Source organism: Salinigranum salinum (assembly GCF_009176545.1).
Classification (GTDB): Archaea; Halobacteriota; Halobacteria; order Halobacteriales; family Haloferacaceae; genus Salinigranum; species Salinigranum salinum.
The window spans coordinates 2,131,926-2,150,751 of the sequence record NZ_VTOJ01000001.1; the positions used below are offsets into that span (position 1 = coordinate 2,131,926).

20 protein-coding genes and 1 tRNA gene are annotated in these 18,826 nt (G+C 67.5%); 12 read left to right on the forward strand and 9 right to left on the reverse strand.

The annotated features are described in order from the left end of the window. Positions 1-283: 283 nt before the first annotated feature. Positions 284-358, reverse strand: a tRNA-Arg gene (locus FZP69_RS10250). A 365-nt stretch (positions 359-723) separates the two neighbouring features. Here FZP69_RS10250 and FZP69_RS10255 point away from each other — a divergent pair. Next, positions 724-1,329 carry an RAD55 family ATPase gene (locus tag FZP69_RS10255; protein ID WP_152041202.1) on the forward strand — a complete coding sequence of 202 codons (606 nt, stop codon included), beginning with the start codon at positions 724-726 and terminating at the stop codon, positions 1,327-1,329. An 88-nt stretch (positions 1,330-1,417) separates the two neighbouring features. After that, on the forward strand, positions 1,418-1,840 hold the full coding sequence (locus tag FZP69_RS10260) for a CoA-binding protein (RefSeq protein WP_152041203.1): 423 nt from the start codon (positions 1,418-1,420) through the stop codon (positions 1,838-1,840). Positions 1,841-1,945: 105 nt separating this feature from the next. Here the strand turns inward: FZP69_RS10260 and FZP69_RS10265 are convergent, their stop codons facing one another. The 4 genes from FZP69_RS10265 to FZP69_RS10280 all read right to left on the reverse strand — a co-directional run bounded on the left by FZP69_RS10265 (position 1,946) and on the right by FZP69_RS10280 (position 6,161). Then, complete coding sequence (locus tag FZP69_RS10265; protein WP_152041204.1) at positions 1,946-2,326, reverse strand: DUF5798 family protein; 381 nt, start codon at positions 2,324-2,326, stop codon at positions 1,946-1,948. A gap of 100 nt (positions 2,327-2,426) precedes the next feature. After that, positions 2,427-3,485: an ABC transporter permease gene (locus tag FZP69_RS10270; RefSeq protein WP_152041205.1), complete on the reverse strand. Its 1,059-nt coding sequence runs from the start codon at positions 3,483-3,485 to the stop codon at positions 2,427-2,429. Further along, a complete protein-coding gene (locus FZP69_RS10275) occupies positions 3,478-5,262 on the reverse strand; it encodes an ABC transporter permease (RefSeq protein ID WP_152041206.1) in 1,785 nt (594 codons plus the stop codon). Before FZP69_RS10275 ends, FZP69_RS10270 begins: the two co-directional genes overlap by 8 nt. Beyond that, a complete protein-coding gene (locus tag FZP69_RS10280; RefSeq protein WP_152041207.1) occupies positions 5,259-6,161 on the reverse strand; it encodes an ABC transporter ATP-binding protein in 903 nt (300 codons plus the stop codon). Before FZP69_RS10280 ends, FZP69_RS10275 begins: the two co-directional genes overlap by 4 nt. Before the next feature lie 161 nt (positions 6,162-6,322). Here FZP69_RS10280 and FZP69_RS22525 point away from each other — a divergent pair, with 161 nt between their 5' ends. Then, complete coding sequence (locus FZP69_RS22525; protein WP_192918530.1) at positions 6,323-6,478, forward strand: hypothetical protein; 156 nt, start codon at positions 6,323-6,325, stop codon at positions 6,476-6,478. A 70-nt stretch (positions 6,479-6,548) separates the two neighbouring features. On the opposite strand, the gene fba is transcribed toward FZP69_RS22525, so the two are convergent. Then, positions 6,549-7,541: a class II fructose-bisphosphate aldolase gene (gene fba, locus FZP69_RS10285; RefSeq protein WP_152041208.1), complete on the reverse strand. Its 993-nt coding sequence runs from the start codon at positions 7,539-7,541 to the stop codon at positions 6,549-6,551. 608 nt (positions 7,542-8,149) lie between these two features. Between fba and FZP69_RS10290 the strand changes: the two genes are divergently transcribed. Next, complete coding sequence (locus FZP69_RS10290; protein ID WP_192918531.1) at positions 8,150-9,517, forward strand: glycine cleavage T C-terminal barrel domain-containing protein; 1,368 nt, start codon at positions 8,150-8,152, stop codon at positions 9,515-9,517. A 190-nt stretch (positions 9,518-9,707) separates the two neighbouring features. Here the strand turns inward: FZP69_RS10290 and FZP69_RS10295 are convergent, their stop codons facing one another. Continuing rightward, on the reverse strand, positions 9,708-10,568 hold the full coding sequence (locus tag FZP69_RS10295; protein ID WP_152041209.1) for a 3-hydroxyacyl-CoA dehydrogenase family protein: 861 nt from the start codon (positions 10,566-10,568) through the stop codon (positions 9,708-9,710). A 341-nt stretch (positions 10,569-10,909) separates the two neighbouring features. Here FZP69_RS10295 and FZP69_RS10300 point away from each other — a divergent pair, with 341 nt between their 5' ends. From FZP69_RS10300 to FZP69_RS10325, 6 genes are all read left to right on the forward strand, one after another. Continuing rightward, positions 10,910-11,773 carry a class 1 fructose-bisphosphatase gene (locus FZP69_RS10300; protein WP_152041210.1) on the forward strand — a complete coding sequence of 288 codons (864 nt, stop codon included), beginning with the start codon at positions 10,910-10,912 and terminating at the stop codon, positions 11,771-11,773. 284 nt (positions 11,774-12,057) lie between these two features. Then, a complete protein-coding gene (locus FZP69_RS10305; RefSeq protein ID WP_152041211.1) occupies positions 12,058-12,342 on the forward strand; it encodes a DUF5789 family protein in 285 nt (94 codons plus the stop codon). Further along, positions 12,342-12,926, forward strand: coding sequence for an adenylate kinase (locus FZP69_RS10310; protein ID WP_152041212.1), 585 nt, complete (start codon positions 12,342-12,344; stop codon positions 12,924-12,926). The genes FZP69_RS10305 and FZP69_RS10310 overlap by 1 nt, the downstream gene beginning before the upstream one ends. Positions 12,927-13,016: 90 nt before the next feature. Further along, a complete protein-coding gene (locus FZP69_RS10315; RefSeq protein ID WP_152041213.1) occupies positions 13,017-13,346 on the forward strand; it encodes a hypothetical protein in 330 nt (109 codons plus the stop codon). A gap of 21 nt (positions 13,347-13,367) precedes the next feature. Then, positions 13,368-15,104, forward strand: a complete 1,737-nt coding sequence (locus tag FZP69_RS10320; protein WP_152041214.1) for an acyl-CoA carboxylase subunit beta — start codon at positions 13,368-13,370, stop codon at positions 15,102-15,104. A 123-nt stretch (positions 15,105-15,227) separates the two neighbouring features. Continuing rightward, on the forward strand, positions 15,228-15,590 hold the full coding sequence (locus tag FZP69_RS10325) for a DUF5658 family protein (protein WP_240137544.1): 363 nt from the start codon (positions 15,228-15,230) through the stop codon (positions 15,588-15,590). An 18-nt stretch (positions 15,591-15,608) separates the two neighbouring features. Here the strand turns inward: FZP69_RS10325 and FZP69_RS10330 are convergent, their stop codons facing one another. Beyond that, complete coding sequence (locus FZP69_RS10330) at positions 15,609-16,070, reverse strand: MaoC family dehydratase (RefSeq protein ID WP_152041215.1); 462 nt, start codon at positions 16,068-16,070, stop codon at positions 15,609-15,611. A 103-nt stretch (positions 16,071-16,173) separates the two neighbouring features. Between FZP69_RS10330 and FZP69_RS10335 the strand changes: the two genes are divergently transcribed. Further along, positions 16,174-16,848, forward strand: coding sequence for a DICT sensory domain-containing protein (locus FZP69_RS10335; protein WP_152041216.1), 675 nt, complete (start codon positions 16,174-16,176; stop codon positions 16,846-16,848). Between the two features lie 78 nt (positions 16,849-16,926). Here FZP69_RS10335 and FZP69_RS10340 read toward each other — a convergent pair whose 3' ends face one another. Continuing rightward, positions 16,927-17,220, reverse strand: a complete 294-nt coding sequence (locus FZP69_RS10340) for an acylphosphatase (RefSeq protein ID WP_152041217.1) — start codon at positions 17,218-17,220, stop codon at positions 16,927-16,929. A gap of 172 nt (positions 17,221-17,392) precedes the next feature. On the opposite strand from FZP69_RS10340, the gene FZP69_RS10345 reads away from it, so the two are divergent. After that, positions 17,393-18,766, forward strand: coding sequence for a phosphomannomutase (locus tag FZP69_RS10345; protein ID WP_152041218.1), 1,374 nt, complete (start codon positions 17,393-17,395; stop codon positions 18,764-18,766). Positions 18,767-18,826: the final 60 nt, after the last annotated feature.

Genomic DNA, 18,826 nt, shown 5'->3' on the forward strand with positions numbered 1-18,826 from the left:
CCTCCGTGGGTTCGGGGACGATTGGGAGGTGGTCGGTGGGGGGCCACTCATAAGAAGCCCAACACCTCCCTGGAATCGCTTACTGCGATACGATGACCAGATTAGTCGAATCCGGATAGCCCTGAACATGGTTGGCTCTCTTTGTGGAGAGATCCGGAAAACCGCAAGACTGCGGGATGGGCGCTACAGGATTGTGAACCACGGTCGCTCGCTGCGCTCGCTCCCTGATTCAAATCCTTCGCGGTGCACCTCTCGCTCCTCACGTCCGTTCGTCGCAGAGAAGTGGGCGCTGCAGGATTTGAACCCGCGACAACTTGGTCCGAAGCCAAGCACTCTGTCCAAACTGAGCTAAGCGCCCGTATCCGAACGTAGCGAGATACGGCCTGTTAAACCTCGTGGTTTCACGCAGCTGCCCGTCGACACCGGGGCCTGTGAACGGCCCCCGACGTCCGCGGTGTTACCCACGCGACGTGGCCCCGGCGATCGCCGTCGGCGCCCCGGGAGATCGTGTCCACGGAGAGAACGTAACCGATAGACGGTTGTCCCTCCGGACCGAAGGTCGAATCGGACGGTTCGCACACTGGGATCATGACGACTACTAAGGGAATCATAAAGAATATTACCGGCACACTGTATCTTGGGACCGTCTAATGACCCCCGGACTGTTGACCCGCCATACGAGTGTCTATCTGCCAGCGGGGACGCTTACCCGGAGGGCCGCTCATGTATGATCTCTCACCTGCGCTCGACGTCGAGGTACAGCCCGGCACGAACATCCTCCTCGCCGGACCGCCGCTGACGGGCAAGCGTGCGCTCGGCTTCGACATCCTCACCGCCGGCCTCACCAGCGGCGAGGGGGCGGTCGTCGTCAGCACGAAGGACAGCGCCCAGCGGGTCCTGAAGGACTTCGAGCGCCGCGTCGACTACGAGAACCACCCGCTCGTCGTCATCGACTGCGTCACCCGCCAGCAGGGGATCAGCGACGTCTCCGAGGACGAGCGCGTCAAGTACGCGTCGTCGCCGGTGGACATGACCGGCATCGGGATCAAGCTCTCGGAGGTGCTCGAAGACCTCTACCAGTCGCGGGAGATCACGCAGAACCGGGTGATGCTGCACTCGCTGTCGACGCTCCTCATGTACTCGGACCTCCAGACGGTGTTCCGGTTCCTGCACGTGTTCACCGGCCGACTGCAGAGCGTCGACGGCCTCGGGCTGTTCGCCATCGACTCGACGGCGCACGACGACCAAACGATGAACACGCTCAAACAGCTGTTCGACGGGATCATCACGACACACGAGGACGGCGAGCCGACTGTTCGCCTCCCCTGAACCCCCCAGTCGCGGCGGGTCGGACGCGCGCCCTGGCCGACCGGGTTCCGACCGTCCGTTTTTATCCGTGGCGCACCTCTGTCGGGTGATGCCACTCACCAGCGACGAGGGGATCCAGCGACTCCTCGACCTCGAGACCGTCGCCGTCGTCGGCTGTTCGCGGACGCCGGGGAAGGCGGCCCACGAGATCCCGAGCTACCTCCAGCGACACGGCTACCGTATCGTCCCGGTCAACCCGAGCGCCGACGAGATCCTCGGCGAACCGGCGTACGACTCGCTCGGTGCGGTGCCGGACGAGGTGGCGCTCGTCAACGTGTTCCGACCGAGCCGGGAGGTGAGCGGGATCGTCGACGAGGTACTCGAGCGTCACGAGTCGAACGGCGATGCCGGGTCGATCTGGCTCCAGCTCGGGATCCGCGACGACGACGCTGCCGCACGCGCCGAGGCGGCGGGGATCGACGTGGTACAAGACAGGTGCATGAAGGTCGAACACGCCAGACTGCGCGGCTGACGCTCCACGGCAAGAGGTGTCGACGGTTCGTCCCACAGACCCCACGCTCCGTCCGATCGAGCCGACGCTCCTGACCGACCTATCGGGCTCCTCGCGACTCGACAGTCACTCCCGCGACGCGTTCTCGTCGGACGCAGTCTCGCCCGTCGGGTTCTCGTCACTCCCTGTCTCCGTCCCGTCTTCCTCGACACCGTCGGCTCCGTCGCCCTCGACACCGTCGGTCGTGGTCGCGTCGGTCTCGGCCTCGGAGATGTGTGCCTCGGCGATGACGGCGTCGAGGTCGATGCCCTCGTGGGCGGCGAGCGCCTCGAGGATGGCACGCTGTTCCGTCACCTCGCTCTCGAGTGCGTCGACGCGGTCGTGGGTCGCGTTGACGGTCTCGCGCATCTCCGCGACCTGCGCCCGGAGGTCGTTGATCCGTTTGTACAGTTCCTCGCCCATCTCCGCGACCTTCTGGAGCTTCTTCGCGGTTCCACCGAGTCCCATACGCCCGACTGCGACCGCCGGCCTTGTGTGCGTTCCGCTTGTGACCGATCACGGCCGACAGCCGACCGCCGTCCACGAACGGTCGTCCTCCTCGACGGGCTCACCCGAGCACGGCAGGGTCGACCCGGTTCGTGAGCGCCCGGAGGCCGAGATAGCCCGCGACGGCGAGCACGGCGAGGACGACGACCGCCGCCACGCTCGTCGTGTCGGCGCTGTCGATCGCGAGCCGCGCGGCGACGTTCGACGGGTTGACCGGGAGCACCGTCGTACCGCCGAACACGACGAGGACGGCGACGGAGTACAGCAACTGGGCGGTCCGGCGATCCGGGGCGACGACAGCGATGGCGAGCGCGAGCGAGACGACGAACACCGCCAGCGACGCGACGAACGCGACGAGCAGCCCCGCGTGGGCGACCGCAGTGCCGTTCAGCCGCAGGAGCGCGATCCAGAGCGCGGCCTGTGCGGGCGCGAGTCCCGCGGCGGCGAGGAGCTTCCCGTCGACGATGTCGGCGAACGACACCGGTGCGACTCGCAGGAGTTCGAGCGTGCCGCGGTCGATCTCCTCCGTGAGCGAGTCGACGGCGATCGAGCCGCTGATGAACACCGGGAGGAACAGGAGCAGGGGGACCAAGACGGTGTACGTGAACCCGAAGTACGGGCTCGATCCTCCCTCGGCGGGGAGGTCGAGCGGCGTCCGCTCGAGGAACACGGCTCGTTCGGTCCGTTCGGCGCGCTCGTACGCCTGCAGGGCCTCGCGCACCTGGACGACCGTCACCGTCGTCTCGACGTTGGAGTCGGGGACCGTCGCCCGGACGAACGTCCGTCCGCCGCGCCGTTCGGCGACGAGCACCGCGTCGACGTCGCCGCGCTCGAACGCCGCGAGGGCCGCCGCTTCCGTCGGGAAGTCGACGGGACGCATTGCGGGCTGGTCGGCCACGACGCGCGCGAGGTCGCGCACCTCCGCCTCGGAGCCGGAGAGGGCGACGTCGACCTGGTAGCCCTGAACGCTCCCCGGATCGTACAGCGAGACGAGGCCGACGACGAGGAACGATGAGAAGGCGGCGATGAACAGCTGGATGAGCAGCGCGAGCACGATGGTCTTCTCGGCCCGGAGCACGGCGAGTTCGCGCCGGGCGATGGCGAGCGAGCCGTCACCCAAGGAGCGTCACCACCGTGAGGTTGTACGTCGTGTGGACGACCACGGCGGCCCCGACCCCGCCGAGGTACCACTGAAAACCGCCACGCGCACCGAGCGCCGACAGCGCCGCCGTAACCGTGTGGAGGACGAGCGGGGCGGCCAACAGCCCGAGCGCGAGCGGGACGGTCTCCGCGCCCACGGTTCCCGAGGATGCGAACGCGGCGCGACCGACCGTGAGTTCGGGGAGTCCGACGAGCTGGACGATCGCCGTCGTCTTCTCCCCGAGGAAGAAGCCGACCCCGGAGGCGGTTCCGAGCGCCAGCGCGCGCCGGATCGAGCGGTCGAACCGGTCGTTCTCGTACCCTGCCAGCACGTGCAGGCTTTTCGCTACCTCCTCGACGAGCGCGACGACGACGAGGATGAGCGGCACCGAGACCGAGACGGGGAGCGCGAACAGCACCGCGATCCCGAGCAGTTCGGCGACGAAGACGAACGGGATCGACAGCGTGGAGAGGAGCGCGACCGACCCCAGCCCCGACAGGCGGGCGTCGAGCGCGTCCAGGAACTTCAGTGGGACCGGCCGCTGGGTGAACATGTCCTCCTCGCGGTAGACGCCGATCCCGAGGAGGAACAGCACGCCGGCCGAGAGGTAGATCGGGCCGGTCGAGAACAGGTACGCGGACAGGTCGACGCCGCTTCCCTGGAGGTCGCGGACGACGAGCGACAGTGGGGAGATGAGCGCGATGGGGGTGACGTTGGTGAAGATGGCGGGGACGAACGCGTAGGAGGTGAGGAAGACGCTGAGCGAGACAGTCACGAACGTGAGTTCCTTGAACGATCGCGCGAACATCGCGCCGACGAACGTCGCCGCGAGGAAGAGGAGAGCGAGCGGGACGACTGCGGCGACGGAGACGACCCCGCCGCCGACCGCGCCCGCGATCAGCGTGGTCACGCCGACCATCGCCGCGAGGTACGGGAGCGTCTTTCCAGCGACGATGTCGGCGGGCGAGACGGGGGCGACGAGGAGGAGCTCGCCCCGTCGGTTGACCCGCTCGTTGAGCACCGTCGAGCCGTACGCCTGGATCACGAAGTTCATCGGGACGAGGAAGGCGAACGCGAGTACGAGCGAACTGAACGGGAACGGCGGGTCGATATCCGCCGGTGACCCGACCGAGTCGCGTGCGAAGACGCCGGTACCGATCCCGGGAACCGCGAGCGGGCCACTGCTCTCCGGCCGAGTGGTGACCTCTCCGGCGCTGTCACCGCCACTCCCCCCGTCGCCGGCGGTCTCACTCCCACCGCTGGACCCGCCGTCGTCCGTGTCCCCGCTCGGTCCGGCGACCACCACCTCGTCGCGCGTCGCGTACGACAGCGAGACGACCACGGGGAACGCCGCGCTCCGGTTCTCCTCGGCCCGCATCAGTCGGGCGTTGTGTCGTTCGACGCTCTCCCGGAGCGCCGCGACCGCGGCCGCACCTTTCGGCGTGTCGGGGACGACGACGCGTCGGTCGACCACGAGCAGGTCGAGTTCGCCCGCGCGCAACGCCGTCTCGCTCGGCGGGTGGGCGGCGAGCGTCGTGCTCGACGCGACCGGGTCGTGGTACGGGCTCGACTCGGCGACGCCGACGCGATAGAGGTCGCGGTCCAGCGCTACCCCGCCGCCGAGGAGTCCCGCACCGACGACGCTGCCGACGACGACGAGCGCGAAGACGCCGAGGACGACCGTCCGACGGTCGACGACGCCGACCGACCGACCCACCTCCCAGCGGGCGATGCGGACGATCGCGCGCGGCTTCACCGGACGGCCTCCGCCCGGGGATCCGTCTCGAGTGGTCGGTCGGCGATGTCGAGGAACAGTTCCTCGAGGCTCGGCTCTCGCGTGCGGATGTCCGCGACCGTCCCGCCAGCCGCCGTCGCCTCGCTCCGGAGGTCGTCGACGGCGGCCATGTCGTCGACCACGGTCAGATGCCGGCCGTCGTCGGTCGGTTCGCTCCCGTCGAGAGGACAGGTGGTGAAGACGTGGTACGACGTGGTGCCGTGGTCGGCGCGGATTCCCTCGACGCTGCCGCGCGCGACGATCTGTCCCCGGTTCATGATGACGACGCGGTCGCAGACGCTCTCGACGTGGTAGAGGTTGTGCGCCGAGAACACCACCGTTTTGCCCTGGGTGGCGAGTTCGCGCGTGAACTCCAGGACGTAGTTCGTCGTCAGCGGGTCCAATCCAGAAGCGGGTTCGTCGTAGATGAGGAGGTCGGGGTCGTTCACGAGCGAGCGCGCGATGGCGACCTTCCGTTTCATCCCCTTGGAGGTGTCGCCGAGACGGCGCTCGCGGTGTTCGAGTTCGAGCCGGTCGAGCGTCCGTTCCGTGCGCTCGCGGGCTTCCTCCCGGGGGACGTCGTAGAGATCGGCGAAGAAGCGCAGATACGAGCGGGCGGTCATGTCCTCGTACAGCGGGGATTCCTCGGGGAGGAAGCCGAGCGAACGGCGCATCTCGGGGTCGCCCGCGTCGTGGCCGGCGACCGTCGCCGCCCCTCCGGAGGGGTCGACGAGCCCGGCGAGCATCTTCAGCGTCGTCGTCTTCCCCGCTCCGTTCGGGCCGACAATGCCGAATATCTCGCCACGGTCGACCGAGAAGTCGCTTCCGACGACAGCGGGGAAATCCCCGTACGTCTTCTGGAGTCCCTCGACGGTGATCATTGCTCGTGGCTGTCGTCGCTCGGTGTTTAATCTCACCCGCCGACTCTCAGCGGTGAGAACGGTCGGGCCGTGAAACGTGCTCGATCCGCCGGGGTTCACGGTCGAACCGCCGCACCGGAGACGGCGACAGACACAAGACGGTGGACAGACAACTGACACGTATGCGCGACCTCACTGTCGTCAGAGCCGACGGCGTCTGGCATCGCACGGACATCCTCGGCTGCTCGTACGTCGACGTCGCGCCGGTCGACGAGGAGCGCACGGTCGCCCGCGACGCGCTCGCGGACCTCGAGCGGTGTCAGACGTGTACGTGGTAGCTCGGGTGTGACAGACGGCGGACGGGACCGGCGAACGGGAACGCGGCGGGTCGACGACGCCCCCGCCGCTTCAGGCGTAGTGGCTCCGCCCTGCGCTCCCCGCGATCTCGGCGAGATCCCCGTAGACGTCGGCGATGCGCTCGCGGACCAGCCGACCGCCGACCCGCGGGTCGAAGTGGTCCTTGTTCGGCGACCACTCGACCGCGTTGTAGAAGCCGTCGCGGTCGTCTTCGACCCCCTCGGGCGGGACGAGTTCGTCGGTGTGTGCGCGGTAGAGATCGAACAGCGTCCGCGTGTACTCGTACTGGTAGCGGGTGTCCTTGTTCACCTTGCAGATGCCGTACTGGAGCATCTGCTGGAGCTGTTCGGGCAAGATGCCCGAGGAGCCGTGCAACACCAGCGGCGTGTCGAGACCGTGGTCGCGCAGTTCCTGTCGGATGTCCTGGGCGATGTCGGGGCGGAGTTCGAGGTTCTTCCCCTTCGCGACGCCGTGCTGGGTCCCCACAGAGATCGCCAGGAGGTCACAGCCGGTGCGATCGACGAACTCGACCGCCTCCTCGGGATCGGTGTAGAAGGCCTCCTCCGAGACGATCTCGTCCTCGACGCCCTTGATCCGACCCAGTTCGGCCTCGACGAGGATGTCTCGACCAGCGTCGTCGATCATGTCGACGACCTGTTTCGACTGCGCAACGTTCTCCTCGAACGACTCGTGAGAGGCGTCGATCATGATCGACGAGGGGATGTCGAGGTCCACCTGCGTCTCGATGAACTCCATGTCCGTCTGGTGGTCCATGTTGAGGAAGACGCCGACGTCGTACTGCTCGGCGATGACCTCGATGTAGGTGCCCATCGCCTTCAGCCCCGCGACGGGATCGCCGTTGCCGGCGAACGAACAGGCCCCGCCGCTCAACTGCATGAGCAGGTCCGAGTCCGCCTGTGCGGCACCCTCCATCAGCCCCATCATCACGTTCGGTTCGGCGATGTTGCTCGCGACGAGGCCCCACCCCTCGTCGAGCGCGTCGTCGTACACGGTTGCGAGTTCGTCCCCGCTGTAGAACGGCATTGTGTGTTGTCCTCGGTTGCCCCATCAGATGACAGCGTAATAATTCATGCGGGCCACAGACGTCCGCGGGACCGCGTCAGAACGGGATCGGGCGACGAGAGCCAGAACGGCCGTCTCGGGACGTTCCGGAACGTGGTGGTTCCGGTTGGTGTGCCGGAGACAGGGCGCGAGTCGGTCGGACGTGAACCACCGCGGAGTTTGGGTGGTGTGCAACGCGTCCAGACGACTGAAGTCGGTCGTTCACGCGGACGCCGATCGGTACTCGTGGTGTTGACCGAACACCAGCGCCGTGATGATCGTCACCTCGATGTTCGCCGCTCGTCGGCCTCACCGCTCTCACCCAGCGAGGTACGGACGGGGTGAAGAATCCACGAACTCCTCCGAACTCGGTATAAAGGGGTTATACAAATAAGCTTCAAACCGATGCGGTCGTGGGTCGTTCACTGGGTCGTATGGCAGCGAGAACTCGTGCCGACGACCGAGACAGCGCGACCGCGCCTGAACTCTCCCTCTCCACCGGGATCACCTCACCGGGCGAACCCAGTCGACTTGAGCGTCTCTGGGGACAGCTGTCCAACCACGGCGTCGGACCACTGAACTAGAGAGTAATGTCCGGAGATAAACACCATCCGAACCACCCCAGCATCGACCAGTCGGATCGCACCATTCCTCGAAACCTGCGTCAGACAGGCGACGCGGACATCGACCTCGTGATCTCGAACCGGGTCCGGAAGTCACCGTTCTGGCACCTCTCCGTCGAGGAAGGCTGTCACGAGGCGACCGTGTACAACCACATGTACCACCCTCGGGCGTACATCGACCCCGAAGACGGCGGGCCGAAAGCCGAGTACGACCTGCTGGTCAACCACGTCGCGCTGTGGGACGTCGCGGTCGAGCGCCAGATTCGTGTCGAGGGGCCCGACGCCGAGGCGTTCGTCAACTACGTCATCACGCGGGACGCGACCAGCATCGAGCCGATGCGTGGCAAGTACGCCATCTGTTGCAACGAGAACGGCGGTATCCTCAACGACTTCGTCCTGCTGCGACCCGACGACGACGAGTTCTGGTTCTCCATCGCCGATTCGGACCTGCTACAGTGGTTGCAAGGAGTCACGGTCGGGAACGACTTCGAGGTCGACATCGACGAGATCGACATCTCGCCGATGCAGGTTCAGGGCCCGAAATCGCCCGACGTGATCGAGTCACTCATCGACGACGCGGTCGAAGACGTCCCGTACTACGGGTTGCTGGAAGCGACGATCAATGACGTCCCGGTGTTGGTGAGCCAGACGGGCTTCTCCGGAGAGGCGGGGTTCGAGATATACGTCCGTGAGGCGACGACGAACGCCGAAGCAGTGTGGAACCCGGTACTCGAAACGGTCAAAGACCACGGCGGTGCCGCGACGCCGGTTAACGGTCGTCGACGGATCGCGGCTGGAATCCTGTCGTTGGGGCAGGACATGGACCACGAGACGTCGCCGTTCCAGGTCAACCTCGGCTATCAAGTCCCCGACGACAAGGACGCGGACTACGTCGGCAAAGCCGAACTGGAACGCCAGAAGGAAGCCATCGAAAACGGCGAGTATCCGTTCACGCACAAACTGGTCGGCCTGAAAATGGCAGGTGAACCGATTATAGAGTGGGCCTCGGACTTCTGGCTCATCTCGGACCCGGAGACGGGCGACGAGTGTGGCTACCTGACGTCGGCGGGGTGGAATCCGGACCTCGAGGCCAACATCGGCCTCGGATTCGTGCCGGCGGCGACACTGCAGGCCGCGACCGACGTCCCGCTCGACGACTCGATATACGACGCGGATCTCGACCTGGAGTTCGAGGTACATCTCCCGGACGAGTACGCCGAGGAGCCCGGCGAACCCGTCTACGCGACGCTGGCGAAGGTTCCGTTCAAAGAGTCGGTCAATCCCAGTGCTCGCGAACAGGCGAAGCTTCACGACAGGGACGACGTGGACGAGTGAGGGTCGTTTCTCCGAAGCCAACGAACGAGGAACGCAGCGGGGTCTCGGTGTTTGGGTGCTGAAGACTCCCTATACGCTGCAGGTCGTCTCTCGTACCTGCTAGAGCCGCTGTCTGCCGCACGCCGCTCGTATCGACGCTTGGTCGTTTCGGCGAGGCGACCAGAAGTGAAACGGGGACGCGAGCCGTGAGCTACTCGTAGTCGTAGAAGCCGCTTCCCGTCTTCTTGCCGAGCTCGCCTGCCTCGACCTTCCGCTTCAGCAGATACGCCGGTTTGTAGCGCTCGCCGAGTTCGTCGTAGAGCGTCTCGGAGGCGTGCAGACAGATGTCGAGGCCGATGTGGTCCGCCAGCGTGAGCGGCCCCATCGGGACGTTCGTCCCCAGCGTCATTCCTCGGTCTATGTCCTCCTTCGAGGCGACGCCCTCGTCGTACGCGCGGATCCCCTCGTTGAGCCACGGCATGAGGATGCGGTTGGTGACGAAGCCGGGCTTGTCGTCGGACTCCCACGTCTCCTTCTCCAGGCTCTCTGCGAAGCCGTGCGCGACGTCGACGGCCGCGTCGTCGGTCAGCTCACCCCGGACGACCTCGACGCCCTTCATCAGGGGGACGGGGTTCATGAAGTGGAGGCCGACGACGAGTTCGGGCCGCTCGGTCGCCGCCGCGATGGAGGTGATCGAGAGCGTCGAGGTGTTCGTCGCGAGGACGACGTCCTCGTCGACGAGGTCGTCGAGGTCGGCGAAGACGTCTTTCTTCACGTCCATGTTCTCGACCGCCGCCTCGACGACGAGATCCGCGGCCGCGAGGTCCTTGAGGTCGGTCGTGCCGGTGATGCGGGCGCGGGCGGCGTCGGCGTCCGCCTCGGTGAGTCTCTCCTTCGAGACGAACCGCGACAGCGAGTCGTCGATGCTGTCGAGGCCGCGTTCGACGAACTCCGCTTCGATGTCGCGCATGACGACGTCGTAGCCGGCCGTCGCGGCGACCTGTGCGATCCCGTTCCCCATCGTTCCTGCACCGACGACGCCGACCGTCTCTATCGCTTCGAGTGAGCGCATACTCTCCCTCCAGCCGGCGGTGACGTAAGGCTGGCGTCAGGGGTAACGGACTGTTCTCGAACCCGGTCGCTCGCGACGGCCTCAGATCGTTCGTGGCTGCACCGGTCGTGCTTCAGTCGCCGTTTCTCGTCCGCGGGTTCGAGCCCGCCGACGGGGCGTCCCCACGCCACGGCACGCGTCCACGACCCGTCCGGTGGCGTGTCCCCCACAGAACTATATATGCTGTTGCCCCAGTGACACGGGATGTACGCTGGCGTCGTCCGGACGGATGGGAGAGACACCCAAACGGCAGTGGCACCGAACGGGGACTGTACGCGACCTGGGCGGGAGGCGTGAGCGGCATGGCAGACGAGACGAACGAGATCGTGGAGGCGGTGTTCGAGGCGGTCGCCGAGGCCGCGCCCGAGATCCGCGCTGGCCTGCCGAGTCGACGGCTGAAGAGCGGGAGCGAGAACCCGAGCGGCGAGACGCAGATGGCCGCCGACGTGTTCGCCGACGACCTCCTCCAGACGCGGCTGGGTGGGATCGACGGCGTCGGCGAGTACGCGAGCGAGGAGCGCGAGGACGTCGACGACGTCGGGTCGGGGCTCTCCGTGACTGTCGACCCGCTCGACGGCTCGTCGAACCTCAAGCCGAACAACACGATGGGGACCATCGTGGGGATCTACGACGAACCCCTGCCGGCGACCGGTGACCACCTCGTCGGGGCGAGCTACGTCCTCTTCGGCCCCGTCTCGACGATGATGTGCGCCGCCGAGGGAGTGGTCCACGAGTACATCGTCGACAACGGCGTCCGCAACCTCGTCACGGAGGACGTTCGCCTCCCCGACGACCCTTCGGTGTACGGCTTCGGCGGCCGGGTGCCCGAGTGGTTCCCGGACTTCGAGGCGTTCGCCCGCGAGGTCGAACAGGACGCGTCGATGAAACTCCGCTACGGCGGGGCGATGATCGGCGACGTCAACCAGGTGCTGACGTACGGCGGCATCTTCTCGTACCCCGCGTTCACCAACGCGCCGGAGGGCAAACTCAGGCTACAGTACGAGGGGTACCCCTGCGCGTACATCATGGAGACCGCCGGTGGTGCCTCCTCGGACGGCTCGCAGTCGATCCTCGACGTGGTGAAGACCGACGACATCCACGCCCGCGTCCCCGTCCACCTGGGGAACCGGGAGCTCATCGACCGCCTGGAAGCCGCGCTCGACTGAGCGGGGATCGCCGGGGAACGCGCCCACGGTCGAAGGTGACGGCCCGTGGACGTCGCGGCTCACGACGGACACGGAGAGAGGCGATGGAGCGTACAGTATTCGATCCTGTCGCTCCGACGCGAGAACGTGCGTCACGCGACCTGAACCGTCCGCTCGTCTCGTCGCTGCCGACCCGCTTTCGGTGGTGCTCCGGCTTCGACTCGTCCGGGCGCGGCGGGTGGGCGTTAAAAACGCCTCCGCCACCAGTTCCACACGTTTAATAATGCTCATTTCTCAGTGACCGTATGCGCCTCGCCGAAACGCGGAACCTGTTCGCACGCACACTGACCTTTCCGGCCGACCGCGACGCGGTGCTCGACGCGGTCGGGGAGACCGAAATCGACGCGCCGTACGGCGACCCCGAGACCCTCCAGGAGGTGCTCGCGCGGACCGACGAACCCGGATTCGACAGCGCGGACGAACTGTTCGACACCGTGCTCACGAACGTCGGTGACCAGTACATCGGTCGCAAGCACTACGACGACCGCGGCGCACAGGGCGGGATCGAGACGGAGGAGGTGCACTTCTGATGAGCGTGATCGTCGTCTCGGGCGTTCCCGGGGTCGGTAGTTCGCGCGTCACGGAGACCGCGGTGGCGTCGCTCGACGAGCGGTACGAACTGCTGAACACGGGCGACGTGATGCTGGAGGAGGCACTCAGCGAGGGACTCGACGTGTCGGGCCGCGACGACCTCACCGCGCTCTCGCCCCGCGACCTCCGCCGTCTCCAGCGGCGCATGGGCGAGTACGTCGCCGCGATCGCCGCCGAGTCGGAGACGCACGTCGTCCTCAACACTCACCTCGTCGTCAACACCGCGGACGGGTTCGTGCCGGGACTCCCCCCCGAGGTGCTCTCGGACCTCGAACCCGCCGCGTTCGTCCTCGTCGAGGCCGATCCCGAGCGCGTCCAGGAGCGCCGGGCCGGCAGCGACTACCGATCCTACCAGGTGGACGACCGACTCGGCATCGAGTTCCAGCAGTCGATGAGCCGGACGGCGGCGTTCGCCTACGCCACGTCGGTCGGCGCGCCGATCGCCCTCGTCGAGAACACGGCCGACGTCGACTCCGCCGCCGCGCGCCTCTCGCGGGAGATCCAGTCCGCAGCGACCCGGTGATTCACCGACGACGGTCGGGGCGCACTGAACTCCCGATCGGAGTTGGCGGTCCACAGGTGTTTTTTTGATCCCCCCCGAGTCGCGACTCCCGTGAAACGGACCGAACTGACTGTCCAGGGGGAGGACGCCTGGAAACTGCCGCGAGCGGTCCGGGGATCCGACTGGGTGGATCGGTTCGACTACGGAGGAGACGGGTGGGCGGTCATCGTCGTCGAACAGTACTTCTCTCGGACCGTCTCGGCCCTCCAGACCACGGTCGTCTTCGAGCTCGTCGACGAGACGACCACACCCCACGCTAGCCACCGACGACCACACCCCACACAGTCCACCGGAAGTTTTTGGTCGAGCTTTTTCTGGCGCGAGTGGGCGCCCCCGGCGCCCCTCGCGCCTAAAAAAAGGTCGGGGGACAGAGCTTTTTGACCCCCCGACGCAGGGTGTGGCATGAAGGTCCGGATCGGTGAGGGTGCCACGACGGAGGAAGCGCACGCCATCGCCACCGCGCTCGCCGAACACCTCGGCGACTCGGTGGAAGTGGTCGCCGGCGACGCCGTCGTGGCCAGCGCCGACCCCCCCGAGAAGGAGTACCCACTCGACGACGACCTCGGCCCCACAGAACGCGAGAGACGGCTCCGCGAGGAGCTCGCGGACATCTACGCGGGCGGGCCGGAGAAGTACCGCGATCGGCTGTCGGAGCAGGGGAAGCTGTTCGTCCGCGATCGCCTCGACCTCTGGTTCGGCGACCTCACGTTCGAGGACGGCCGGTTCGCCAACTTCGACACGTGGCATCCCCACTCGCCCGAGGTAGACGAGGCCGACCCCGACAGCCGGCTGCCGGCAGACGGCCTGCTCACCGGCGCGGCGGCGTTCGAGGGGCGGGACGTCAACTTCATGGCCAACGACTTCACGGTGAAGGCGGGGTCGATGGCGCGGCGCGGCGTCGAGAAGTTCCTGCGGATGCAACAGCGCGCGCTCAAGAACGGGAAGCCGGTGCTGTATCTGATGGACTCGTCGGGCGGGCGGATCGACGAACAGACGGGCTTCTTCGCCAACCGCGAGGGGATCGGGAAGTACTACTACAACCACTCGATGCTCTCCGGTCGGGTGCCGCAGATCTGCGTGCTGTACGGCCCCTGTATCGCCGGGGCGGCCTACACGCCGGTTTTCGCCGACTTCACGGTCATGGTCGAGGGAATGTCGGCGATGGCGATCGCCTCGCCGCGGATGGTCGAGATGGTGACGGGCGAGGAGATCTCGATGGAGGACCTGGGCGGACCCGCGGTGCACGCCCGACACTCGGGGAGTGCTGATCTCGTCGCCCGCGACGAGGAACACGCCCGAGCGCTCGTCGCGCAACTGCTGTCGTATCTGCCCGACGAGGCGGGCGAGAAACCCCCCGAGTCGACGACGGTGCCGCCCAGGTACTCGCCCGAGGGGATCGACGAGCTGATCCCCGCGTCGCCGAACAAGCCGTACGACGTCCACGATCTCCTGGACAGAGTCGTCGACGCCGAGAGCGTTCTCGAACTCCGCCCCGAGTTCGGCTCCGAGATCGTCACCGCGCTCGCCCGCATCGACGGTCGGCCCGTCGGGGTAGTCGCCAACCAGCCCACGCAGCGGTCTGGAGCGATCTTCCCGGACTCCGCGGGGAAGGCCGCGGAGTTCATCTGGACCTGCGACGCCTACGAGATCCCTCTGCTGTACCTGTGTGACACGCCGGGCTTCATGGCCGGGTCCGCCGTCGAGAAGGAGGGGATCCTCGAACAGGGCAAGAAGTTCATCTACGCCACCTCGTCGGCGACCGTTCCCAAGCAGACGGTCGTCGTCCGGAAGGCGTACGGGGCCGGGATCTACGCGATGGGCGGCCCGGCGTACGACCCCGAGAGCGTGATCGGGCTCCCCTCGGGCGAGGTGGGGATCATGGGCCCGGAAGCGGCGGTCAACGCCGTCTACCGCAACAAGCTCGACGCCATCGAGGACGACGAGGAGCGCGCCGCGCGCGAGGCGGAACTCCGCGAGGAGTACCGCCGCGACATCTCCATCCACCGGATGGCGAGCGAAGTGGTCGTCGACGACGTGGTCCCCCCGTCGGAGCTGCGTGCGGAGCTCGCCGCTCGCTTCGCGTTCTACGAGGACGTCGAGAAGTCCCTGCCGGAGAAGAAACACGGGACCGTCCTCTGACCGTCTCGGCTCCCGGTAGGGTTCGGTTACGGACCGGTATAACGATGTCTTAAACCCGTCTTAAAGGGGTAAGTGCCGTATACTAATGTGGGATCCTCTCGACTACACTGGTGTCCACATCTGATGTCACCTTTCGACCTCTCTCCGACCGAGATCACCGACTCGCCGACCCACGCCCACCCGTTTGTCGAATCCGCCGAGACGTGGCTCTGGGGGCTCGTCGCCGTCTCCTTTCTGCTAGACGTGGGGCTCACCTCCTACGGACTCAGCCTCGGCCTCCGCGAAGCGAACCCGATCGCCCGGGCGTTCTTCTCGATGCTCGGCGTGGTCGAGGCGATGCTGCTGCTGAAGGGCACCGTGGTCGGGATGGCGCTCGTCGCGTGGATGTGGGTCCCCCGCCGGTACCGACCGATCATCCCGCTGGGCGTCGCGCTCCCGTGGCTCGTCGCCTCGACGATTAACCTCGGTCTCATCCTCCAGCTCTGAAGCGGTCCCGCGAGCCGCTCACACCGTCGACGACTCGGGCCGCTTCTCGGAGAGCACGGTCCGGTCGAACGAGCAGACGAGGTCGTCGTGCTGGTTGAACGCCTCGACGTGCATCGTCACGACGCCGCGCGCGCCGTCCGAGGTCTCTCTCGTCCCGGTGACGGTTGAGGCCGCTCGCAGGGTGTCGCCGTGGAACACCGGTGCGGGGTGGGTGACGTCGTCGTACGAGAGGTTCGCGACGATGGTCCCGTCGGTGGTGTCGGGGATGGTGAGGCCGACTGCGAGGCTCATCGTGTAGAGCCCGTTCACCACGCGCTCGCCGAACTCGGTGTCGGCGGCGAACTCTCCGTCGAGGTGGAGCGGCTGCTGGTTCATCGTCATGTCGCAGAATCGCTGGTTGTCGGCCTCCGAGATCGTCCGCCGTTTCTCGTGTTCGATCCGCTCGCCCTCTGTGAACTCCTCGTAGTAGCGCCCGACCATAGCGCGTGGTCGGCCGAGAGCCACAAAAGCGTGGGTGGGGCCGACGGATCGTTTCATCCGGTTCGAGCGAACACTTATTTCCCCGTTCGACGTAGCCGGTGCAATGTCGCTCGGCGCTATCATCGAGCGGGTCGAACGGCACGAGCGACGTCTGACGCTGCTCTCGCCACCGTCGCGCGCGGTGGTGAGCGCGGTCGAGCGCACCTTCGCCCCGCAGGGTGTCCGCGTCGACGTCGAGGAGGGGACGGACCACCCGACGGCGATGGTCCGTGACGGCGAACGAGTCGTCTCGACGGTCCCGCTCGCGGGCGACGACGCGGGGCTGGAGGCGACGACCGACGCGCTGGTCACCGCGCTGTCGACGCTCGACCGGACGACGTTCGCCTCGTACGACCTCCGCGGGATGGTCGCCGCGACCCGCGAGATCGAAGACCGCGCGTGGCGTGTCGGACGCGGACGCCTCCGTGCCGGCTTTCAGCACGTCCGCGCCCTCTCGGACCAGCGCCCCGTCTACAGACAGCTCGCGACGGTACTCGACGTCCACACGTACGCCGTGCCCGACGGGCCGCCACCCGACCTGGGGGACGCGGTCGTCCACCTCGATCCGGCCCCCGAGATCGAACGCTCCTGGTTCGTCGTCTACGACGGCGGTGGGTCGGCGGCGAACAAGTGTGCGCTCCTCGCCGAGGAGCGTGACGACCGCCAGTTCTCGGGCTTTCTGACCTACGCGCCCGACCTCGTCGACGAGATCGACGACTACCTGGCGACGGCGTACTGACGTTCGCGACGGCACACTGACCTTCGCGACGGCGTACTGAAGCGCCGCTTCGACGCGACGCTCCCGACCGCTCTCGAGCTACCGCCGAACTCGAAGGCCCGACTCCCCGCTCGGTTCCTCGTACGTGACGTCGACGTCGTCGACGACGGCGGCCGAGCTCCCGGTGTGACACCACTCGACCATCGCCTCGACGTCCTCCTCGGGCCCCTCGAACACAGCCTCGACGCGGCCGTCGTCGAGGTTGCGGACCCAGCCGTCGACGTCTCGTTCCCGCGCGGCGTCGCGGGTGCTGGCGCGATAGAACACCCCCTGGACGCGACCGGAGACGAACACGTGCGCACGAACCGTCTCGTCGGTGTGGGTTTCGCTCATGTCGTCCCCTTCGCGCCCGGAGACACAAAGAACCTCGTGGCGTGTCGGTCGGCACTGCCGTCCGTCGGTCATCGCCACCGACCCGGCTCCGAGCAGTGGCCCGCAGATCGCCGGACTAGCCGGTGGTGAGCGACGACCGACAGTATAAGTGTGGCCACCGAGTGGGTCGGGTATGGAGCTGTTCGGTACCGCGGGGATCCGCGGTGGCACGACGGCACGCGTGACCCCCGAGCTCGCGGTCAGAGTCGGACGCGCTGCGGGGCTCGCCGCAGTCGACGAGGGCGACGCGGAGTTCGTCGTCGGGCGTGACGGGCGGACGACCGGCGAGGCGCTCGCGTCGGCGGTGGAGGCGGGGCTGCTGTCGGCGGGGGCGACCGTCCGGCGGGCCGGCGTCCTCCCGACGCCGGCGCTGGCGTACGAGTCGCGGGGCCGGCGGGGCGTGATGCTCACCGCGAGCCACAACCCCCCGACCGACAACGGCCTCAAGCTGTTCGTCGACGGCGTCGAGTACGACCGTACGAGGGAGGAGACGGTCGAGGCTCGCGTCGACAGGGACGCACCTCCGGTCCCCTGGGACCACTGGGGCACCACCGAACGCGTCGAACCCCTCCCTCGCTACCGGCGGGCGGTCGTCTCGTACGCCCGGACGCTCGGGGCCGACCTCGACGGCCTCCCCGTCGCGGTCGACTGCGGCAACGGGGTCGGTTCGCTGGGCACGCCCGCGGTGCTCCGGGAGCTCGGTGCGACGGTCATCGGACTCAACGACCACGTCGACGGTCACTTCCCCGGCCGGGAGTCGAAACCGACGCCGGAATCGCTCGCCGACCTCCGCTCGTTCGTCGCAGACGGCGGCTTCGCGGTCGGGGTCGGACACGACGGCGACGCCGACCGGGTGGTCGTCGTCGACGGTGAGGGCGAGGTCGTCCACGAGGACACCGTCGTGGCGATCCTCGCGGCGGCGTACGTCCGGCAGGCAGTCGCCGACGGGATCGAGGAGCCGGTGGTCGTGACGACGCCGAACGCCTCGGCGCGGATCGACGAGCAGGTGATCGCTGCGGGCGGCCGGGTCGAACGGGTGCGACTGGGGGCGCTCCACGAGGGCATCGCCAGCGCCCGCGCGGCGGGCGGCGACGTGGTGTTCGCCGCCGAGCCGTGGAAGCACATCCACACCCGGTTCGGTGGGTGGATCGACGGCGTCTGTTCGGCGGCGGTCGTCGCCCGACTGATCGCCGCCCACGAGGACGGCCTGCGGGGCCTCCGCGCGCCCGTCACGGAACGACCCTACCGGAAGCTCTCGGTTCCGTGCCCCGACGAGTCGAAACGAGCGGTCGTGTCGGCGCTCGCGACCGCTCTCCCCGAGGCGTTCCCCGCGGCCGACGTCGACGGCGAACACGGCGTCAGGCTCGAGTTCCCCGACGCCTCGTGGCTGCTCGTCCGCGCCTCCGGGACGGAGCCCTACGTCAGACTCTACGCCGAGAGCGACGACGTCGACGCGCTCGTCGAGGAGGCACGGGCGATCGTAGAGCGGGCGGTCGACGACGCCTGACCCGACGGTCGAGATCGGTCGATCCGGGCGACTGGGAACGGTCGATCCGGGCGGTCTGGC

What these genes read in the sequence shown, in the direction of transcription:
- FZP69_RS10325 (WP_240137544.1), top strand. Translation starts at nt 15,228, where the DNA reads ATGTCACCTTTCGACCTCTCTCCGACCGAGATCACCGACTCGCCGACC.
- FZP69_RS10310 (WP_152041212.1), top strand. Translation starts at nt 12,342, where the DNA reads ATGAGCGTGATCGTCGTCTCGGGCGTTCCCGGGGTCGGTAGTTCGCGC.
- FZP69_RS10295 (WP_152041209.1), bottom strand. Translation starts at nt 10,568, where the DNA reads ATGCGCTCACTCGAAGCGATAGAGACGGTCGGCGTCGTCGGTGCAGGA.
- FZP69_RS10340 (WP_152041217.1), bottom strand. Translation starts at nt 17,220, where the DNA reads ATGAGCGAAACCCACACCGACGAGACGGTTCGTGCGCACGTGTTCGTC.
- FZP69_RS10320 (WP_152041214.1), top strand. Translation starts at nt 13,368, where the DNA reads ATGAAGGTCCGGATCGGTGAGGGTGCCACGACGGAGGAAGCGCACGCC.
- FZP69_RS10345 (WP_152041218.1), top strand. Translation starts at nt 17,393, where the DNA reads ATGGAGCTGTTCGGTACCGCGGGGATCCGCGGTGGCACGACGGCACGC.
- FZP69_RS10300 (WP_152041210.1), top strand. Translation starts at nt 10,910, where the DNA reads ATGGCAGACGAGACGAACGAGATCGTGGAGGCGGTGTTCGAGGCGGTC.
- FZP69_RS10265 (WP_152041204.1), bottom strand. Translation starts at nt 2,326, where the DNA reads ATGGGACTCGGTGGAACCGCGAAGAAGCTCCAGAAGGTCGCGGAGATG.
- FZP69_RS10290 (WP_192918531.1), top strand. Translation starts at nt 8,150, where the DNA reads ATGTCCGGAGATAAACACCATCCGAACCACCCCAGCATCGACCAGTCG.
- FZP69_RS10330 (WP_152041215.1), bottom strand. Translation starts at nt 16,070, where the DNA reads ATGGTCGGGCGCTACTACGAGGAGTTCACAGAGGGCGAGCGGATCGAA.
- FZP69_RS10335 (WP_152041216.1), top strand. Translation starts at nt 16,174, where the DNA reads ATGTCGCTCGGCGCTATCATCGAGCGGGTCGAACGGCACGAGCGACGT.
- FZP69_RS10305 (WP_152041211.1), top strand. Translation starts at nt 12,058, where the DNA reads ATGCGCCTCGCCGAAACGCGGAACCTGTTCGCACGCACACTGACCTTT.
- fba (WP_152041208.1), bottom strand. Translation starts at nt 7,541, where the DNA reads ATGCCGTTCTACAGCGGGGACGAACTCGCAACCGTGTACGACGACGCG.
- FZP69_RS10260 (WP_152041203.1), top strand. Translation starts at nt 1,418, where the DNA reads ATGCCACTCACCAGCGACGAGGGGATCCAGCGACTCCTCGACCTCGAG.
- FZP69_RS10280 (WP_152041207.1), bottom strand. Translation starts at nt 6,161, where the DNA reads ATGATCACCGTCGAGGGACTCCAGAAGACGTACGGGGATTTCCCCGCT.
- FZP69_RS10255 (WP_152041202.1), top strand. Translation starts at nt 724, where the DNA reads ATGTATGATCTCTCACCTGCGCTCGACGTCGAGGTACAGCCCGGCACG.
- FZP69_RS22525 (WP_192918530.1), top strand. Translation starts at nt 6,323, where the DNA reads ATGCGCGACCTCACTGTCGTCAGAGCCGACGGCGTCTGGCATCGCACG.